The sequence below is a fragment of the Dyadobacter alkalitolerans DSM 23607 genome (assembly GCF_000428845.1).
GTDB classification, from domain to species: domain Bacteria; phylum Bacteroidota; class Bacteroidia; order Cytophagales; family Spirosomataceae; genus Dyadobacter; species Dyadobacter alkalitolerans.
Map to the genome: position 1 here is coordinate 49,335 of NZ_AUAS01000015.1, position 17,377 is coordinate 66,711.

The 17,377-nt window shown below is 47.2% G+C and carries 15 protein-coding genes; 9 read left to right on the plus strand and 6 right to left on the minus strand.

What is annotated here, in order from left to right:
• Positions 1–71: 71 nt before the first annotated feature.
• Genes G395_RS0122250 through G395_RS31235 form a run of 3 tightly spaced genes read left to right on the plus strand, consistent with a single transcriptional unit; the run spans position 72 to position 3,852 of the window.
• Positions 72–1,895, plus strand: a complete 1,824-nt coding sequence (locus G395_RS0122250) for an ABC transporter ATP-binding protein (RefSeq protein WP_026632099.1) — start codon at positions 72–74, stop codon at positions 1,893–1,895.
• Positions 1,895–2,827 carry a glycosyltransferase family 2 protein gene (locus G395_RS0122255; protein WP_035361884.1) on the plus strand — a complete coding sequence of 311 codons (933 nt, stop codon included), beginning with the start codon at positions 1,895–1,897 and terminating at the stop codon, positions 2,825–2,827. Before G395_RS0122250 ends, G395_RS0122255 begins: the two co-directional genes overlap by 1 nt.
• A complete protein-coding gene (locus tag G395_RS31235) occupies positions 2,827–3,852 on the plus strand; it encodes a glycosyltransferase (protein WP_229204255.1) in 1,026 nt (341 codons plus the stop codon). The genes G395_RS0122255 and G395_RS31235 overlap by 1 nt, the downstream gene beginning before the upstream one ends.
• On the opposite strand, the gene G395_RS0122265 is transcribed toward G395_RS31235, so the two are convergent.
• The gene (locus tag G395_RS0122265; RefSeq protein ID WP_026632101.1) at positions 3,809–4,714 is read right to left on the minus strand and encodes a glycosyltransferase; all 906 of its coding nucleotides are present in this window, start codon (positions 4,712–4,714) and stop codon (positions 3,809–3,811) included. The two genes, G395_RS31235 and G395_RS0122265, sit on opposite strands and share 44 nt — an antisense overlap.
• Positions 4,715–4,846: 132 nt before the next feature.
• Between G395_RS0122265 and G395_RS0122270 the strand changes: the two genes are divergently transcribed.
• From G395_RS0122270 to G395_RS0122285, 3 genes are all read left to right on the plus strand, one after another.
• The gene (locus G395_RS0122270; RefSeq protein WP_026632102.1) at positions 4,847–6,802 is read left to right on the plus strand and encodes a sialate O-acetylesterase; all 1,956 of its coding nucleotides are present in this window, start codon (positions 4,847–4,849) and stop codon (positions 6,800–6,802) included.
• A 24-nt stretch (positions 6,803–6,826) separates the two neighbouring features.
• Positions 6,827–8,962 carry an outer membrane protein assembly factor BamB family protein gene (locus G395_RS0122275; protein WP_026632103.1) on the plus strand — a complete coding sequence of 712 codons (2,136 nt, stop codon included), beginning with the start codon at positions 6,827–6,829 and terminating at the stop codon, positions 8,960–8,962.
• A gap of 166 nt (positions 8,963–9,128) precedes the next feature.
• Positions 9,129–10,094, plus strand: coding sequence for a bestrophin family protein (locus tag G395_RS0122285; protein WP_229204256.1), 966 nt, complete (start codon positions 9,129–9,131; stop codon positions 10,092–10,094).
• A 33-nt stretch (positions 10,095–10,127) separates the two neighbouring features.
• Here G395_RS0122285 and G395_RS0122290 read toward each other — a convergent pair whose 3' ends face one another.
• From G395_RS0122290 to rluF, 3 genes are all read right to left on the minus strand, one after another.
• Positions 10,128–11,204, minus strand: coding sequence for an AI-2E family transporter (locus G395_RS0122290; protein ID WP_026632105.1), 1,077 nt, complete (start codon positions 11,202–11,204; stop codon positions 10,128–10,130).
• An 86-nt stretch (positions 11,205–11,290) separates the two neighbouring features.
• Positions 11,291–11,995 (minus strand): hypothetical protein, encoded by a 705-nt coding sequence (locus G395_RS0122295; protein WP_026632106.1) that lies wholly within the window; start codon positions 11,993–11,995, stop codon positions 11,291–11,293.
• Positions 11,996–12,082: 87 nt separating this feature from the next.
• A complete protein-coding gene (gene rluF, locus G395_RS0122300; protein ID WP_084439772.1) occupies positions 12,083–12,823 on the minus strand; it encodes a 23S rRNA pseudouridine(2604) synthase RluF in 741 nt (246 codons plus the stop codon).
• A 171-nt stretch (positions 12,824–12,994) separates the two neighbouring features.
• Here rluF and G395_RS0122305 point away from each other — a divergent pair, with 171 nt between their 5' ends.
• Positions 12,995–14,293, plus strand: a complete 1,299-nt coding sequence (locus tag G395_RS0122305) for an acetylxylan esterase (protein WP_026632108.1) — start codon at positions 12,995–12,997, stop codon at positions 14,291–14,293.
• 16 nt (positions 14,294–14,309) lie between these two features.
• Positions 14,310–15,629 carry a Gfo/Idh/MocA family protein gene (locus G395_RS0122310; protein ID WP_026632109.1) on the plus strand — a complete coding sequence of 440 codons (1,320 nt, stop codon included), beginning with the start codon at positions 14,310–14,312 and terminating at the stop codon, positions 15,627–15,629.
• 43 nt (positions 15,630–15,672) lie between these two features.
• Here G395_RS0122310 and G395_RS0122315 read toward each other — a convergent pair whose 3' ends face one another.
• Entirely contained in the window at positions 15,673–16,029 is a 357-nt protein-coding gene (locus tag G395_RS0122315; RefSeq protein ID WP_026632110.1) for a hypothetical protein, read from the minus strand.
• A gap of 170 nt (positions 16,030–16,199) precedes the next feature.
• Positions 16,200–16,526: a tetratricopeptide repeat protein gene (locus G395_RS0122320; protein WP_026632111.1), complete on the minus strand. Its 327-nt coding sequence runs from the start codon at positions 16,524–16,526 to the stop codon at positions 16,200–16,202.
• A 95-nt stretch (positions 16,527–16,621) separates the two neighbouring features.
• On the opposite strand from G395_RS0122320, the gene G395_RS0122325 reads away from it, so the two are divergent.
• On the plus strand, positions 16,622–17,359 hold the full coding sequence (locus G395_RS0122325) for an electron transfer flavoprotein subunit beta/FixA family protein (RefSeq protein WP_026632112.1): 738 nt from the start codon (positions 16,622–16,624) through the stop codon (positions 17,357–17,359).
• Positions 17,360–17,377: the final 18 nt, after the last annotated feature.

Consider the following 17,377-nt stretch of genomic DNA (forward strand, 5'->3'; position numbering starts at 1 on the left):
CTCAACCGGAAATTTTAGGATTTTCGGCTGTTTTACTTTCAGGCGTATGCTAAATATGCCATTTCCACATAATGAAAACATACTTCCGATTACTATCATTTGCCCAGCCCATTGCCAAATTTGCAGTCCCCTATATCTTTTTCACAGTCCTCGGGGTCATTTTCAATACGCTTAACCTTGCACTGCTTGCTCCATTGATGAGCACCCTGTTCAACAACAATAAGGACGGGGCCGAAGTTATACCAAAACCCGATGCCTGGGATGTTACGGGCATGCTAAACTATTACGCACAACAAGCCAACGACGCTTACGGTCCGCATGGCGCATTGCAGCTGGTCTGCGCAGTGATCGTTACATCAATCTTACTTTCCAATATTTTCAAATATTTCTCGCAGCGGGTCATGGAAAATCTCCGGATCCACACATTGCTTAATTTGCGGAAAACCGTTTTTAATAATGTAATGAACCTGCACGCGGGCTATTTCAGCAATCAGCGTAAAGGGGACATCATTTCAAAGATCGCGTCCGATGTGCAGGTTGTCCAGTTTTCGGTGACGGGAACATTGCAGGTTGTTTTCAAAGAGCCCTTGCAGTTGCTGGCTTACATATTCATGCTTTTTGCAACTTCTGCCAAGCTTACATTCTTCGCCATTCTCGTTATCCCGATCTCCGCTTTTATCATTTCAAAAATTGTAAAAAGGCTGAAAGAGCAGGCAAAGGAAGCACAGCACTTGTTCGGTTTAATGATCAGCTATCTGGACGAAGCGCTTTCAGGGATCAAGATCATCAAAGCATTCAATGCGACGGAGGACATTAAGGATAAATTTCACAAAGAAAACATCCGCTATTCCGACCTGGGACGCAAGATGGCGCGCCGGCAGCAGTTGAGCGGGCCCGTCTCTGAATTTTTGGGTGTAACCATGGTGGCGATCATCGTGCTTTATGGCGGCTCGCTGATTCTGGATAACCAGTCTGACCTGAGCGTGTCCAAATTCGTTGCCTATATCGCATTGTTTTCGCAGGTAATGCGTCCTGCCAAGGCGTTAACGGATTCTTTCAGCACCATTCATGCGGGTATAGCAGCCGGCGAAAGGGTTTTGGATCTGATCGATGAAAAGCCTGAAATCCAGGACGCGCCTGACGCCGTCGACCTGAAAGAATTTAATCATGCACTCACATTAAAGAACGTTTCCTTTGCTTATCAGGCAAAACCGGTCCTCAAATCGGTTAACCTGACCATTCCGAAAGGAAAAACCATTGCACTAGTAGGGCCATCCGGCGGCGGCAAATCCACGCTCATGGACCTCCTCCCGCGCTTTATCGACGCGCAGGAAGGCAGCGTTTCCATCGACGACTGGAATGTAAAACAAGTAAAAATGGAATCGCTATGGGCACTTTTCGGGGTTGTAAACCAAGAATCGATGCTTTTTAATGATACGATTTACAATAACATTGCCTTTGGAAATCCCAATGCGACGCCTGAAAAAGTGGCCGCTGCGGCGAAGGTGGCCAATGCACACGATTTCATCATGGAGACGGAAGATGGTTATGATAGCAACATCGGCGATCGCGGAATGAAGTTGTCGGGCGGACAGAAACAACGTATCTGCATTGCCCGGGCTGTTCTGAAAAACCCGCCGATCATGTTGCTGGATGAAGCAACTTCTGCGCTGGATACGGAATCGGAAAAACTCGTGCAGCAAGCATTGAACAATCTGATGCAAAACAGGACTTCCCTGGTGATTGCGCACAGGCTGAGCACCATTCAGAAAGCAGATTCGATCGTGGTTTTGGAGGATGGTCAGATTGTAGAGCAGGGCAATCATTCGGAGCTCATCGCACGCGACGGGCTTTACAAGCGACTGATTGATATGCAGCAATTCAGCGATATTTGATGGAAAACAAGCCGCTCATTTCGATAGCATTGTGCACCTACAATGGCAGTGATTTCCTGTCAGAACAGTTGGACTCCATCCTTTCCCAAAGCCTTCAAGACTGGGAGCTGGTAATCGTAGACGACTTTTCGCAAGACGAAACATTGACTATACTAAGCAGCTATGCAGCGCGCGACAACCGTTTTAAGATCCATCGCAATCACCAGAACCTGGGATACAACAAGAACTTCGAAAAGGCGCTGCAACTTTGTGAAGGCGACTTTATCGCCATCTGCGACCAGGACGATATCTGGCATCCGGATAAGCTGAAATTACAACTCGAAGCGATCCAGAACAATCTGCTGGTTTATCACGATTCGGAATTTATCGACGAATCCGGAAAGTCGATGGACGCCAAGATATCCGACAAATTTGCCTTTTACCGCGGCGACCGGCCCGAGGTTTTTTTGTATTTCAATTGCGTTTCCGGCCACAGTATCTTCATGAAAAGATCGCTGCTTGCCTATGCGCTTCCTTTTCCTGAGGGCTTCCATTATGATCAATGGCTTGCATACATTGCCACCAGCAACGGGTCTATTGATTTTGTAGATCAATGTTTGGTCCGTTACCGGCAGCATAAGAAAAATAATACAGACATACTTGCCTTGCGCACGACTTCAAGGTCCACCGGGCAAAAGATTACTGAACTCAAAAGAGAAAGTGAGTGGCTTAAAATTTGCGCAGCGAAAGCTGCCGACAAGTCTGCTCACCTGATTACCAGATTATACAAGCTAAGTCTTGACCGGAATGCTTCCTTTATGAGCATTGCTTACGGCCAGGCTATATGGAAAGACAGGACTTATTTACTGAGGCTTTTGAAAAAAAACAGTTCGAGTAAATTTTTCTTTACCCTAAGAAAAATCTGGGGGCCATTGGCAAAAACGTTCCTTTAATGCATATGACATTCAATTCACCTCCTCACCAGGACAGTAGATCTCCACTCGTATCCATCGCGCTTTGCGTTTATAATGGGGAGAAGTTCTTGAAGGAGCAACTCGATACCCTTGTTAATCAGCGATATCCTAACCTGGAAATCATTGCAGTAGACGATTGCAGCAGCGATGCTTCCCGGGCGATTTTAAAGGATTACCAGCAGCGATATCCGTTTTTAAAGGTTTATGAAAATGAGGTGAATCTGGGATATGTAAAGAATTTCGAGAAAGCCATCACACTATGCAATGGAGAATTTATTGCGTTATCGGATCAGGACGACACCTGGAATCTCGACAAGATCCAGATCATGCTGGACAATATAGGAACGCATAAGCTGGTTTACCACGATTCCCGGTTTATGGAAGATGGCGGAAAGCTGCTGGACCTGAAAATGTCGAGCATTATCAATTTGTATAGCGGCGATCAACCCGAAGTTTTCTATTTTTTTAACTGCGTTTCCGGTCACAGCTTATTTTTTAAGCGCGAGCTCGTCGCTGATATTCTTCCCTTCGACGCGGATCACTTTCATGACCATTGGATCGCCTATGTCGCTGTTAATCTGGGTACAATCCAGTATGTCGACATTCCGCTTGTAAATTACCGGCAGCACCCGAAAACTTCAACTGATATTCTGAACAAGCGGAAAAAGATCAGAAAGAAATACCACGAAAACCGCGACATTAAGAAGCTGAGGAGGGATTTGAAATGGATCAAATACTGCGCGACCTTTAAAAAGAACAGAAATCCCGAATTCCTCAACCGACTGGTCGAATTGTTTGAAAGGCGGCTTGACACCTGGATATCATTCGGTTACGCGCGACTCATTGGCAGGCATTTCGACATTTTATACTACATTCAAAAATACCGCAAAGCCAGCAAGCGCGCATTTGTTTACCGCCAGATCTGGGGATTGAAAGCGAAATTGTTCTGGGCCAGATATTTCAGCTTTTTTGGGACAGAGGACGAAGACCCAGCTTCAACCTGAGCAAATGCTGATAGGATTTAAAAAAAAGCTTTTTCCGGATACGCGACTTCCTCATATTCATCAGCATTTTATGAATCTGATAGAAAGAATAGTCCCAGTGGATCATCTTTTCAATCACCGTTTCAAAGCACCGTCTCTCCGTGAGATAAAGCTCCCTGTCGCTAATGTTAGCCGTGGTGAGCGGCAGGATTTTTGACCATTTCCGGTGTAATTTCAAGATTTGATCAAACCATTTTTTATCAAAATTCCCCTCAGAAGCGTGTTTCATTAAGATTTCAAACGTGACCAGGATTTTGTATTCGGGATACACGCTGAGACAAAAATCCAGATCATATCCATGAAACCCTGGCAAAAGCTTAGCGTCGAAGGGAAAGCGCAATGCAATGTCTTTACGCGTGCAAAACCACAAACCATCCACACAAACGACCTCGCTCAATTTCTCCTCCCTTGGATTGTGATATGCATGAATTTCTTCTTTGCTGTTGAATTTAAATCCCTGCAAAACATTCTGAAATGCGCGCTCCTCATAGTGAAAATCCACCTGATACCAGCCCGAAGGAGCCAGTGACTTATAGCCGCCACCAGCCACACCAAGAACGCCTGCCTCAGGATCTTTTGAAAAAATATCGATCACCGTTTGCCCCCACCCGTGCGTCCTGATCTCCACATCTTCATGCATATAGCAAACAATGTCATATCTGGCCTGCTGTGTGCCCCAATTGTAAACTTCACAAATGCCCTTTTTCTCAAAACGATTATCAAAAGCAATGATCTCATGCGCAATGCCGACTGTTTGCGCGATGTTTTCTTTCACAATGGACAGATCCTCCGCGTTGGCTGAACAGATAACGATGGATAACATGTATTAGATTCTAAATAAGTTATGGCTAACATCCATGCAATGCAGGAACAATGCATCTGTAAAGTTAGGGCTTTAAGTAGAAAGTGCACCCCGGAGGTGTTTTAAAGGGGTTACAAACTTTTTCGAACATTAATGAAACACATTTTCCTTTTTCTTTTCCTGCTGCTGAACACATCCGTTTCTGCGCAGGTAAAACTCGCCCGCCTGTTTTCTGATCACGTTGTTTTACAAAGACAAAAGCCCATTCCGGTCTGGGGCTGGGCGAAGCCGGAAGAAAAGGTAAAAGTGACGCTTGCGCAGCAGACATTGCAAGGCAAAGCGGACGCATCCGGCAAATGGATGGTAAAATTTAATCCTATGGAAGCAGGCGGCCCGCATACCCTCAATGTGTTAGCAAAATCGGGTCAAGCTACTGTTAATGATATACTTATCGGCGAAGTCTGGCTTTTGTCCGGGCAATCCAATATAGAATGGCCTGTGTCTGCTGCAAAGGATTTTGAGATTGAAAAACAGAATGCCAATTTCCCGCAGATCCGTCATTTCCGGGTCGAACACAACGTAACATTGCAACCTGAAACCGATCTGACTTCCGGTGAATGGAAGATCTCATCTTCTGAAACCGTCGGTGGATTTTCGGCGATCGGATTTTTCTTTGCCAGGGAAATCTTTCAAAAACTCAACATTCCGATTGGTCTCCTGCATTCTTCCTGGGGCGGCTCGCAAGTGGAGGGCTGGATCAGTAAGGAAGGCATGCTCGGCGACGATGAGCTGAAAACCTACGCGCAGAATCTGCCTAAAACATGGCAGGAAGCCGACCTGATGATGGATGCCAAACTCAGAAGAACGCTTTTCAAAAGTGACTCATTTAGGCCGAGTGCAGCAGATGAGCAGAAATACACCAACGGAAATGCAGACTTTTCAGTTTGGATGAAAACGGCCGATCCGGTGGGACAATGGGACTGGAAAGGCGTGATGGGATATCGGGGGAAAGGCTATATGGGTAAAGAAGTAATAATGACCGCTGATATGATTGGGAAAGAAACCACATTATCCCTGGCGGAGAACGACAGCCCGAACAAGATCTATATCAATGGAAAATTGATAGGCGAAACCGACTCCAAAGGTGTACGCAAGGTCAGGATCCCTGCCAATACATGGAAAGAAGGCAAAAATCAGCTTGTTGTTGCCCATGGAAGCATGGTTGGCACGCCCTGGTTCGGGCCGGGTATGATGGGCAAAGCGACGGATATTTTTGTGGAAGAAGGAACGAACAAGATTTCGCTCGCCAAAGACTGGTTCTTAATGCCTTCTTTCGCTGAAAAACACGAGTATGCACATTTGATGAACAATGTCGGCACGAGCATTTACAATGCAATGATCGTCCCGCTGATCCCTTTTGCGATCCGCGGCTCGCTTTGGTATCAGGGGGAGGCAAACACAATGCGCGCTTACCAGTATCGTAAATCGTTCCCATTGCTAATCAACGACTGGCGCAAACTCTGGAATGATAATTTTTCTTTTTACTGGGTGCAGCTTTCAAGTTTTGGAAAGGACGAAGACAGCAATAAAGGAAGTTACTGGGCCGAGTTGCGCGAGGCACAAAATATGACATTAAGCTTGCCGAAAACAGGAATGGCCGTGAGCACGGACGTTGGAAATCCTGCCGACATTCACCCTATCAACAAGCAGGATGTTGCACACAGGCTTGCAACACAAGCATTGAAAAATGATTACGGACAAAACATCCCCTACGCTTCCCCGCTTTACGACAAAGTGCAATTCATTGATGGCAAAGCAGTTGTAACCTTCAAGCATGCGGAAAACGGCCTGATGGTGAAAGACCGGTATGGTTATCTCAAAGGATTTGAAATCGCAGGAGACGACCAGGTTTTCTATTATGCCAAAGCGGAGATTAAAGGAAATGCAGTGGAAATTTTCCATCCAAAAGTGCCCCGGCCGGCTTCTGTGAGATATGCCTGGTCGGACGCCCCGGAAGAGGCCAACTTATTCAGCACCGATGGATTTCCTGCCAGCAGTTTCCGGACAGATGACTGGACGGGCCGTTCGGTAAATGGCAAATTTCAATAAGCAGCACTTCATTAAACCCCTTATATGTTAAAGCCACTTTCAATTTGCATCGCTGCGTCGGCACTGTTCCTGGTTGCCACGCAGCAGCAAAAATTTGAAACAACACCCGCACAAAGCACCGAATGGCCTGAATACCTGGGCGGCCCGGACCGTAACCATTACTCGCCACTCACGCAGATCAACCGCCAGAATGTTTCAAAATTGAAAGTGGCCTGGACTTACGCCATGCCCGATTCAGGCCAAACGCAGGTGAATCCGATCGTTGTCGATGGCGTTTTGTACGGGGTTACCAATATGGTCCAGGCTTTTGCACTGGACGCAGCCACCGGGAAGCAGATCTGGATTTTTGGGGATAAATCAAAAAATGGCTCCAATACAAGCCGCGGCCTTACCTATTGGAGCGACGGCGAGGACAAGCGCATTATGCACGCTATGGGTCCGTTCCTGTACGCGCTGGATGCGAGAACGGGAAAGCCGATTGAAAGTTTTGGCGACAAAGGAAAAATAGACCTGCGCGCAGGCTTACCCGACATTGCAAAAGATAAATACATGGTTTCCAACACTCCGGGGACCATTTTTGAAGATCTGATCGTCATGCCGGTCCGTCTTTCCGAGGATTCGGATGCAGCGCCCGGTGACTTGCGTGCATTTAATGTGCGGACCGGCAAGCTAGCGTGGACCTTTCACACGATCCCTTACCCGGGAGAATTCGGCTACGAAACATTCCCGCCGGATGCTTATAAAAATACATTCACAGGAGCTGCCAATAACTGGGCGGGAACGGCCATCGACCGGGAACGCGGGATCCTGTATGTGCCCACGGGTTCAGCGGGATATGATTTTTATGGTGGTAAAAGAAAAGGTGCAAACCTCTTCGCAAACTGCCTTATCGCGCTCGATGCGAGAACCGGGAAGCGCTTGTGGCACTACCAAACCATGCACCACGATATTTGGGACCGCGACCTGCCTGCGCCTCCTAACCTGATCACCGTCACAAAGAAAGGCCCGGACGGGCAGCCCATGAAAGTCGACGCCGTGGCACAAGTCAGCAAGCAGGGATATGTTTTCATTTTTGACCGGGTTACAGGAAAACCATTGTTTCCGATACGTGAAGTAACCGCGCCAAAAGACGCATTACCAGGCGAATTCCCATGGCCGACCCAGCCCGTTCCTACCAAACCAGCCTCCTATGCAAGGCAAGCTTATACATTGACAGAGAAGGACATAAGCCGTTACGCGCCGGACAGGGATTCTTTGATTATCAAATTTAAAAGTTACAAAAAAGCATTGTTCGCAGCGCCCAGCAAGGAAGGGACCATCATTCTGCCAGGCTTTGACGGCGGCGCGGAATGGGGCGGTGCCGCAGCTGATCCCGAAGATGGCATTATGTATGTCAACAGCAACGAAATGGCCTGGATACTCACCATGAAAGACACGCCGAAAGCAAGCGAAATGACCAGTCTGAGTCCAGGAGAGAAAGTTTACACCACCAACTGCGTAACCTGCCATGGGCCTCAGCGCAAGGGCAATGCCAAAAGCGGTTACCCCTCGCTGGTCAACATCGGCGCCCGCCGCGATCGCGCATTCGTAAGCCAGATCATTTCTTCCGGGAAGGGAATGATGCCGGGTTTTACCACGCTTTCCGCTGACGAAAAACAGGCACTCGTTGCCTTTTTATTTGATGAGGAAAAAGTGGAAGCCACCTCTGTTACGACGACTTCCAATAAAGGGTATCTGCCTTACCAGAGCACGGGTTATAACAAATTCCTCGATGCCAACGGCCTTCCTGCCATTTCGCCGCCCTGGGGAACATTGAATGCCATTGATCTCAACACCGGAGAATTCCTGTGGCGCATTCCTTTCGGTGAAGTAGAATCCTTGAAAAAGCAGGGGTATCCCACAACCGGAACAGAAAATTACGGCGGACCGGTAGTGACAGCGAGCGGCTTACTATTCATTGCGGCAACCAAAGACGGGAAATTCCGGGTTTTTGATAAGAAAAATGGGAAGCTGCTTTGGGAAACAATGCTTCCGGCAGCAGGCTTTGCAACGCCGTCCACTTACGTCGTCAATGGCAGGCAGTTCGTGGTGATCGCCTGCGGCGGAACCAAGCTGGGGACCAGGAAGGGCAATCAATATGTAGCTTTTGCATTGGAATGATAAAAATTTCCACTTCCGGTTTCGGAAGCTTAATGTTTGAAATTATCCGGTTCACCGCATTGCCTGTCCGCGTTTTAATCTAAAATTGAAACCTTAGTGCTTGTTAACTACACCATTTCTATTCAACTGAATGTATACTGCCCGAGAAATTAAACTGGGGATCGTTATGTCCTTCGCATGGAGGCCGATCCTGATCTTTTTTGCTTACGCCACATTACTCTGCGCTCTGAGTTACATTTCCGGCATCACGCTCGGCATCTCATTCGTTCCCATCGGGCTGATTGGTACGGCTGTGGCATTTTATGTGGGTTTTAAAAACAACTCTTCTTATGAGAGGCTTTGGGAAGCGAGGCGCATCTGGGGTGCCATTGTCAACGCCAGCCGGAGCTGGGGAACATTCGCAGCCACTTACATTCAACCCTTACCCGATGATCCTGAGCACAATGTGAAGGAAATAAGCACAACGCTCATTCACAGGCACATCGCTTATATTAATGCGGTACGATTGCAGTTGCGGGCAAAAAGTGTTTGGGATGATAAACATTCCATCGCGCACCACGTGGTGGCAGAACAGCGCGATCCGGATGAATTTCCTCTTTTGCATACATTGAACGGCCTTCTACCCGGCGATGAAGTAGCGTATTATTTATCCAAAAAAAATCCGGCAACGCATATCCTCAAAGCCCAAGCTAAGCAGCTGGATGCTGTTTTCCGTAAAGGCGCGATCAACGAGCTGTTTTACTTTCATATGATGAATGTGATTCAGGAATTTTACAACCAGCAGGGCGCTGCGGAAAGGATCAAAAACTTTCCCTTTCCGCGCCAGTATGCCTTTTTCTCCAAAGTTTTTGTCTGGCTTTTTCTGGCCATTTTACCTTTCGGGCTCATTGGAGAATTCGCTAAACTGGGCGAAAATCTGGTATGGCTTGCCATCCCAAGCTACATCATCATTGGCTGGGTGTTTTACACCATGGAAGTCGTCGGTGACACGAGCGAAAACCCTTTCGAGAATGCTATCAATGATGTACCAATGACAGCGATTTGCCGCACCATTGAAATTGATCTCCGCGAAATGCTGAATGAGGACAACATTCCGGCGCCTGTCAAAGCAGTCAACAATATATTAATGTAGCATGAATGGGCTGGAAACGCGCCAGGCTGTTGCCTAAGCGCTGTTTCGTTCGTCTACCTGATGCTTCACGCCTTCCAGATCCATCACTGGCTTTTCATTCCCCATCAGGAAAGCCAGTGATTTTGTATTGGGCAAATATTGAAATGCGACCCGCAAAATGCCGGTAATTGGAATGGCTATAATAGCTCCCGCAACGCCCCACAGCACACCGAAAGCGACAACCGAAGTAATGGTCATGAACGGGTTAAGATCCACTTCTTTACCTACAATATAAGGCTGGGTAATGTAATTATCGATCATCTGGGCAGCAAACATGACTATGACCACAACCAAAACGCTCGACGGACCGCCTGAAACCAAGGCTAGTAAAGCTGCCAAACTACCGCCTATCGCATTTCCCACGTAAGGAATAAATGAGAAAACCGCTGCAATCAGCGCCAGCAAAAGTGCATACTTAACGCCTCCGATCATAAAACCGGTTCCGTAAAGGATGGCAAGGATGATCATTGCCTTTAACATTCCGTAGAAATAACCGCCGGATGTTTTGCGAATATCTTTCAAGGCTTTACGCACGCGCACATGGTCCTGTTTAGGAAAATTAATTAAGATAAACTCCTTAAAACGCTCCCGCTGCGAAAGTAACAGCACTACATATACGATAATGAGGATAACATTGGCAATGGCCCCTCCTACCGAACCAATGGCCGCCGGACTGCCGCTTCCCAGCTTGGAAACCATTGTTTTTGCCTGAGCAAGCTGCTCGTCTGGATCCAGCCCAGTCTTGTCTTCTATAAACTTTTGTCCGTCTTCCAGATATTGCACTGACTTTTTCTCAATTTCCGGCCAGTCCTTGGATATCATTTTGACCTGAATGGTAATCAGTGATCCCAGAAAAACCAGGAACAGCAGCAATGTTACCGTGCTTCCGGCAACTGCCCAGCCCTTGGCCAGGCCTTTCGACATCAGCCAGTCCATTATCGGAATGAGCATCATGGAGAGAACTGCGCCGATAACAAGTGGCGCGAGAAAAGTTTTGCCGAAGTATAAACCGGCTGGAATGGCAATCATTAATAATACCCAAACGAGGATCTTGGAGACGCTTTCCTTCATAGAGAATAAGTTTTCAGGAAAACCTAAAAAATCATTCCAAGCCTCCGATCCACAGTATACGTCTCAAAATTCGTTCAAATTCGAGTTTATTCCAGACTGCTGGCAAATTCCAGCACGTTCTTCAGATCCGCTTCTTTCTCGAAACTTGTCTCGTTCTCCCGGAGGTATTCGTTGAGCTTTCTTTTGTGTTTGGGATAAATTTTCAGAAGGTTGGGCCGGGTAGCAAACATAACGCGCTCATTCTTATCGATTAGAAAGAAAATGGACCTGCGCTTTAAGATCACTTTCACATTACTCTCCAAATTTTGAAAGTTGCCATTTTGATTTACAAATGAGGAATAACTCGAAATCGCAGAAGTAGCCGAATATTGCTCATAGGAAGCATATTTCTCATTGCCCATCCGGACCAGAAACTGCTTTTTACCCAATTGCACACCACTGTAATCCTTGATTGCATGCACGTGCCCGTGGCCTTTGGCGTAAAAATAGAGATTGTCACCAACGAAGATTTTGCTGATAAACGGATTATCGTTGAACATCAGCGTATCTTTTTTGACGTCAACAAACAGCACTTCGCCATGAACAAGACTGTAGTTCATTTGCGCTTTGGAGGTTTTTCCATTGCGGAAAAGCACATGCCCGTCCAGAAATTTGTCAAACTGGTAACGTTCCGTGAAGGCGATCACCTTCGTGACGTCAGAGCCGTTCTTGACTCGATAAATATCGTTGATCTGCCCGCGGACTATATTTCCAGAAAACAGCAGTACGAAAAGCAGAGACCAAGTTTTCATGAAGATCCGGGGAAGGGGTTTATTTCAATATTTTATTATAAATTTAGACAATTCGGACAAATATTTCTTTGTTTGTTCAATTTAAACCTACTCTTCCCAGCCGGAGACATATGAACCTTCCTCGGTTTTCACAGAACTCTCCACAGCAGCGTTAATCGTCTGCATTTCCTCAGCCGTCAGGTTTCGCCATTTCCCGGTGGGCAGATTGTCCAGTGTAACGTTCATGATCCTGACCCGTTTCAGTTTCGTCACGTGATAGCCCAGATATTCACACATGCGCCGGATCTGGCGGTTCAGGCCCTGGGTCAGGATAATGGTGAAAACATGGCTGCTTTCCTTTTTGACGTAACACTTTTTGGTAATCGTGCCCAGGACGGGAACGCCGGCTGACATTTTAGCGACGAATTCAGACGTGATCTGTTTATCGACTGTTACCACATATTCCTTTTCGTGGTTGTTTCCGGCCCTTAATATCTTGTTCACAATGTCGCCATCGCTGGTCAGGAAGATGAGCCCTTCGGAAGGTTTGTCCAGCCTGCCGATCGGGAAAATGCGTTCGGGGTGCAGGATGTAATCGATGATGTTTCCCTTTACATCGCGCTCCGTTGTGCACGTTATGCCTACGGGTTTGTTAAACGCAATATAGACCGATGCTTTCCTGACTTTCAGCAGCTTACCATCAATTTTCACTTCATCCTCGGCCGAAGCCTTATCACCCAGAACAGCCGTTCTGCCGTTCAGCATAACGCGGCCCTGTTCCACCAGCTTATCCGCTTCCCGCCTTGAACAAAAACCTGTTTCGCTGATATATTTATTAATCCTGATCAAAATCTGCTTTTTAAGATATTACTGATCCAGCCCAGAAGGCCGCAATTAAAGAGAAGCAAATTACTGCAATTCGCAAAAATTATCCTGTTTTTATTAAAGATTCCGGCAGCGTGTCACTTTTACGTTACAAGCTGAAATCATTTTAACTCAATTGACAAAATCTGTCCACTTATGAAACATCGTTTTTTACCATTAGCCGCGCTTTTCTGGCTCTCATTATTAACCGCTATCGCACAGCCCGCAAGGCGCCCTGTGGAGGTGATCGTTACCATGGACCGGGATGACTGGACTTACAAAACCGGCGACAAAGTGCAATTCCTGGTGACTGTGATAAGAAATGGGAATATGGTAAAAAATGCCTCTGTACGCTACGAGATCGGTTTGGAAAAACTGGATCCAACCATTAAGGAAACCAAAACAGCCACTGACGGCAAACTGACCATTGACGGCGGAACACTCAAAACCCCGGGCTTCCTGAGATGCATTGCCTGGGTTACCGTGGACGGAAATGAATATCGCGGCCTGGCCACAGCTGGTTTTGACCCGCAAAAAATTGAACCAACCGTTGCCAACCCACAGGATTTCGACACATTCTGGGCGACGGCAAAGCAAGAACTTGCCGCCGTTCCTATGGACGCAAAAATGACGCTCTTGCCCGAACGTTGTACTGAAAAGGTGAATGTGTATCACCTTAACCTGCAAAACAACCGGAAAGGCGTCCGCGTTTACGGGATTCTGAGCATTCCTAAAAAAGAAGGAAAATACCCTGCGTTACTAAGGGTTCCGGGCGCAGGCGTGAGAGCCTACTATGGTGATGTGGCCACCGCAGAGAACAACATTATCACTCTCGAAATCGGTATTCACGGCATTCCGGTGACTATGGACCCTTCGGTATATGTGGATATGGGACAGGGACTGTTGAATGGTTATCCGGCTTATAATATGGATGACCGCGATAAATTCTATTACAAAAAAGTTTATCTCGGCTGTGTGCGTGCCAATGATTTTCTGACAAGCCTTCCGCAATACGACGGAACCAACCTGGCAGTAACCGGCGGAAGCCAGGGGGGTGCATTGTCCATCATCACAGCCGGGCTTGATCCGCGCGTGAAATGGCTGGGTGCATTTTACCCTGCATTGAGCGATGTGACAGGTTACCTGCACGGACGCGCAGGCGGCTGGCCGCATTATTTTGATAAAAACGGTGTGAAATGGAACAATACGAAAGAAAAAGTGGCGACGGTGGCCTACTACGACGTGGTGAACTTTGCCAGAAGGGTTAAAGTGCCCGGACTTTATATCTGGGGATATAATGATGAAACCTGCCCTCCTACTTCCATGCACGCGGCCTACAATGTTACCACTGCGCCAAAAGAGCTGAAACTTTACCTGGATACCGGGCACTGGACCTACCAGGAAGAAAAGGATATCATGAACAACTGGCTGATTGAAAAACTGACCAAAAAATAGTTTAAAAAACATTAAAATGGATCGTAGAACCTTTATAGAGAAATCGGCACTTGCGGGTGCTGCACTATCCAGTGCGGCCTTCTCATCACTCCCACTCCTAAGCGCCATCAGCCGCGCCGCTCCTTACCGCACGGCGCTGATCGGAACGGGATGGTGGGGAACCAATATCCTGCGCTGCGCGCTGCAATCGGGAGAAAACAAACTGGTTGCGCTTTGTGATGTGGATGATAACCAGCTCAAAGTTTGCGCGACGGAAATGTCCAAGCTCACGCCGGACAAACCAAAAATGTATAAGGATTACCGCGAACTGCTGGCGAAGGAAAAGCCGGAAGTGGTGATTGTTGCGACGCCGGATCACTGGCATGCGTTGTGCTGCATTGCAGCTATCGAGTCGGGTGCGCACGTGTATGTGGAGAAGCCCATTTCGCATACGATCAAGGAAGGACGGGCAATGGTAAATGCGACGCGTAAGCATGGGAAAATTGTGCAGGTAGGAACGCACAGGCGCGTCTCACCTCACAATGTTTCCGGCATGGAGTTTCTGAAATCAGGTAAGGCAGGAAAAATTGGCATGGCGCGCGCATTCGTACATTATGGCGGCGGCCCGGGACAGAAGACGCCGGATTCCGAGCCACCACAGGGACTCGACTGGGATTTTTACTGCGGTCCCGCGCAATTACAGCCCTATAACAAAACCATGCACCCGCGCGGATTCCGGAACTATCTTAATTTCGCAAACGGAACATTAGGCGACTGGGGCATTCACTGGCTCGACCAGGTGTTGTGGTGGTCGGAACAAAAATATCCAAAAAAGATTTATTCAACCGGTGGCCGGGCCATCCGCCAGGACAGCACCGACGCGCCTGATCACCAGGTGGCGGTTTATGATTTTGATGGTTTTACGCTGGAATGGGAACACCGGAATTTTGCCGCAAACAATGCGGAGAAAACGCATCCGCAGCAGGCCGTGGGCGTTTATTTCTACGGAACCGAAGGCACATTCCATATGGGCTGGCTGGATGGCTGGACATTTTATCCGACTGATCCCAAGAAACCTATCATTCACGAGGATGCAAAGCTTAACAAGCCGGACGACCAGAATATAAAGGAACTTTGGGCCAATTTCATTGAATCGATCAAGACTAACAAGCCGCCAATTTGTGAAATTGAGATCGGGCAGCGTTCAACCAATGTGGCGCTGCTGGGCATGCTCTCGCTCAAATTAGGCAGAAGCATTATCTGGGATGGAGAAAAGGAAACGATTGAAGGGGATCCGGAAGCGAATAAGCTTCTAAGCAGGGAATACCGGGGAGAATGGAAATACCCGCAGGTATAAAAACGAAAAAGGGATTGTTAGCTTTAACAATCCCTTTTTCGTTTCAGTCGATCTTCACAACCTCCGCCGGAATGTTGTACTGATCTATAATTTCGCGTGTGAACCTGACATGCCCTCTTGGCGCCATCAGATATAATTTAGCACCTTTCATGCCTGCAAGTTCGCTGAGCAGTTTCCATTTCGAGATACTTCCCCGAAGCTGGTCTGTTTTCATTGAGACTTCCAGATAGTGCCTGTTGAACATATTTACGCCTGTAACATCCGGGGTAAATTTGGCATTATCGGCGGCCCGTTCGTAGGACTTCGGAGTTTCAAATCCTTCCATATTGGCCTGGATATCCTTGAACCCATGCGCCTGTGCCCACTTTACCACAAGTGGAATAAATAATTCCTTTTCCATAATATTAAATGAATAATTTTTTCTATCCCGTAAACCAGGGGAACTCCTTTAAAATCAAACTAAACTGAGCAGAGGAAGTAATTACCGAAAGCAGTCTGGATTGTAGTACTCTTACTAATCATGAAAGGTACGGCATTTTACGTCAATGAGCAAATTTTTGCTGCAATCAGTTAGTCGTCCATTTCGTCCAGAAAGTTGTTATAAGCCCTTACCAGCTCCTGGTGTGCCCTGGTATTTTTTTGTAAAAGCGCCAGGGCCACCCCTTTGCGATAAATTTCCTCAGCCTTTTCCACATCTTCATTACCAGCAAAAAATGAACCAGCGTGATAGTATGTGGCCAGGTAATCGGGATGCTCGTTTAAAAGGATATCAAAGAAATGCGCAGCTTTCGCCGGGTCAAACTTGGCATACTCGATGGCAAGGGCATAAACATTGAACGGATCGGCAGGATCCTCTTCGTAAAAGCTGATCAGATTGTTGAGTAAAGTGGTATTCATTATGGATTATTATGCTTGCATACTATATAAGATTTCCCTTTATTTGCCCGGACAAAGTTATATTCATACCAGGCAATAATTCTAAATAAAAGCTCATGAAAATACTCGTTTGTATATCCAATGTGCCCGATACAACCGCTAAGATAACATTTACGGACAACGACACCAGACTTAATAAAACCGGCATTCAATACATAATTGGTCCATATGACGATTACGCACTGGCCAGGGGCGTTGAATTAAAAGAACAATCCGGAGGAACATTAACCGTGCTGCACGTAGGCGAAGCCGACGCCGATCCACAGATCCGCAAAGCACTCGCAATCGGTGCCGACGATGCGATCCGGGTGAATGCCGATCCCCTCGACTCTTACTTCGTGGCCGTTCAGATCGCAGCTGTTGCTAAGCAAAACAATTACGACCTGATCCTGATGGGTCGCGAATCGATTGATTATAACAGTGGCGTTGTCCATGGTCTGGTAGGTGAAATGTTGGGAATCGCTTCCTACTCCCCCGTCATGAAGCTGGATATTGCAGACGGTTCAGCTACGATCAGCCGTGAAATTGACGGAGGAAAGGAAATCTTGAAAGCACCTTTGCCGCTCGTTCTCGGCTGCCAGGAACCGATTGCAGAATGGAAAATCCCGAATATGCGTGGCATTATGACGGCCCGTACCAAGCCGTTAACCGTGGTTGAACCTGTGTCCGTGGACGAAATGACCGTGCCTGAAAAATATTTCCTGCCTGCCCCGAAAGGCGCATGCAAAATGATCCCGGCCAGCGAGGCCGGAACATTGATCCGCCTTTTGCAGACAGAAGCAAAAGTGTTGTGATCTTTTGAAACAATCATT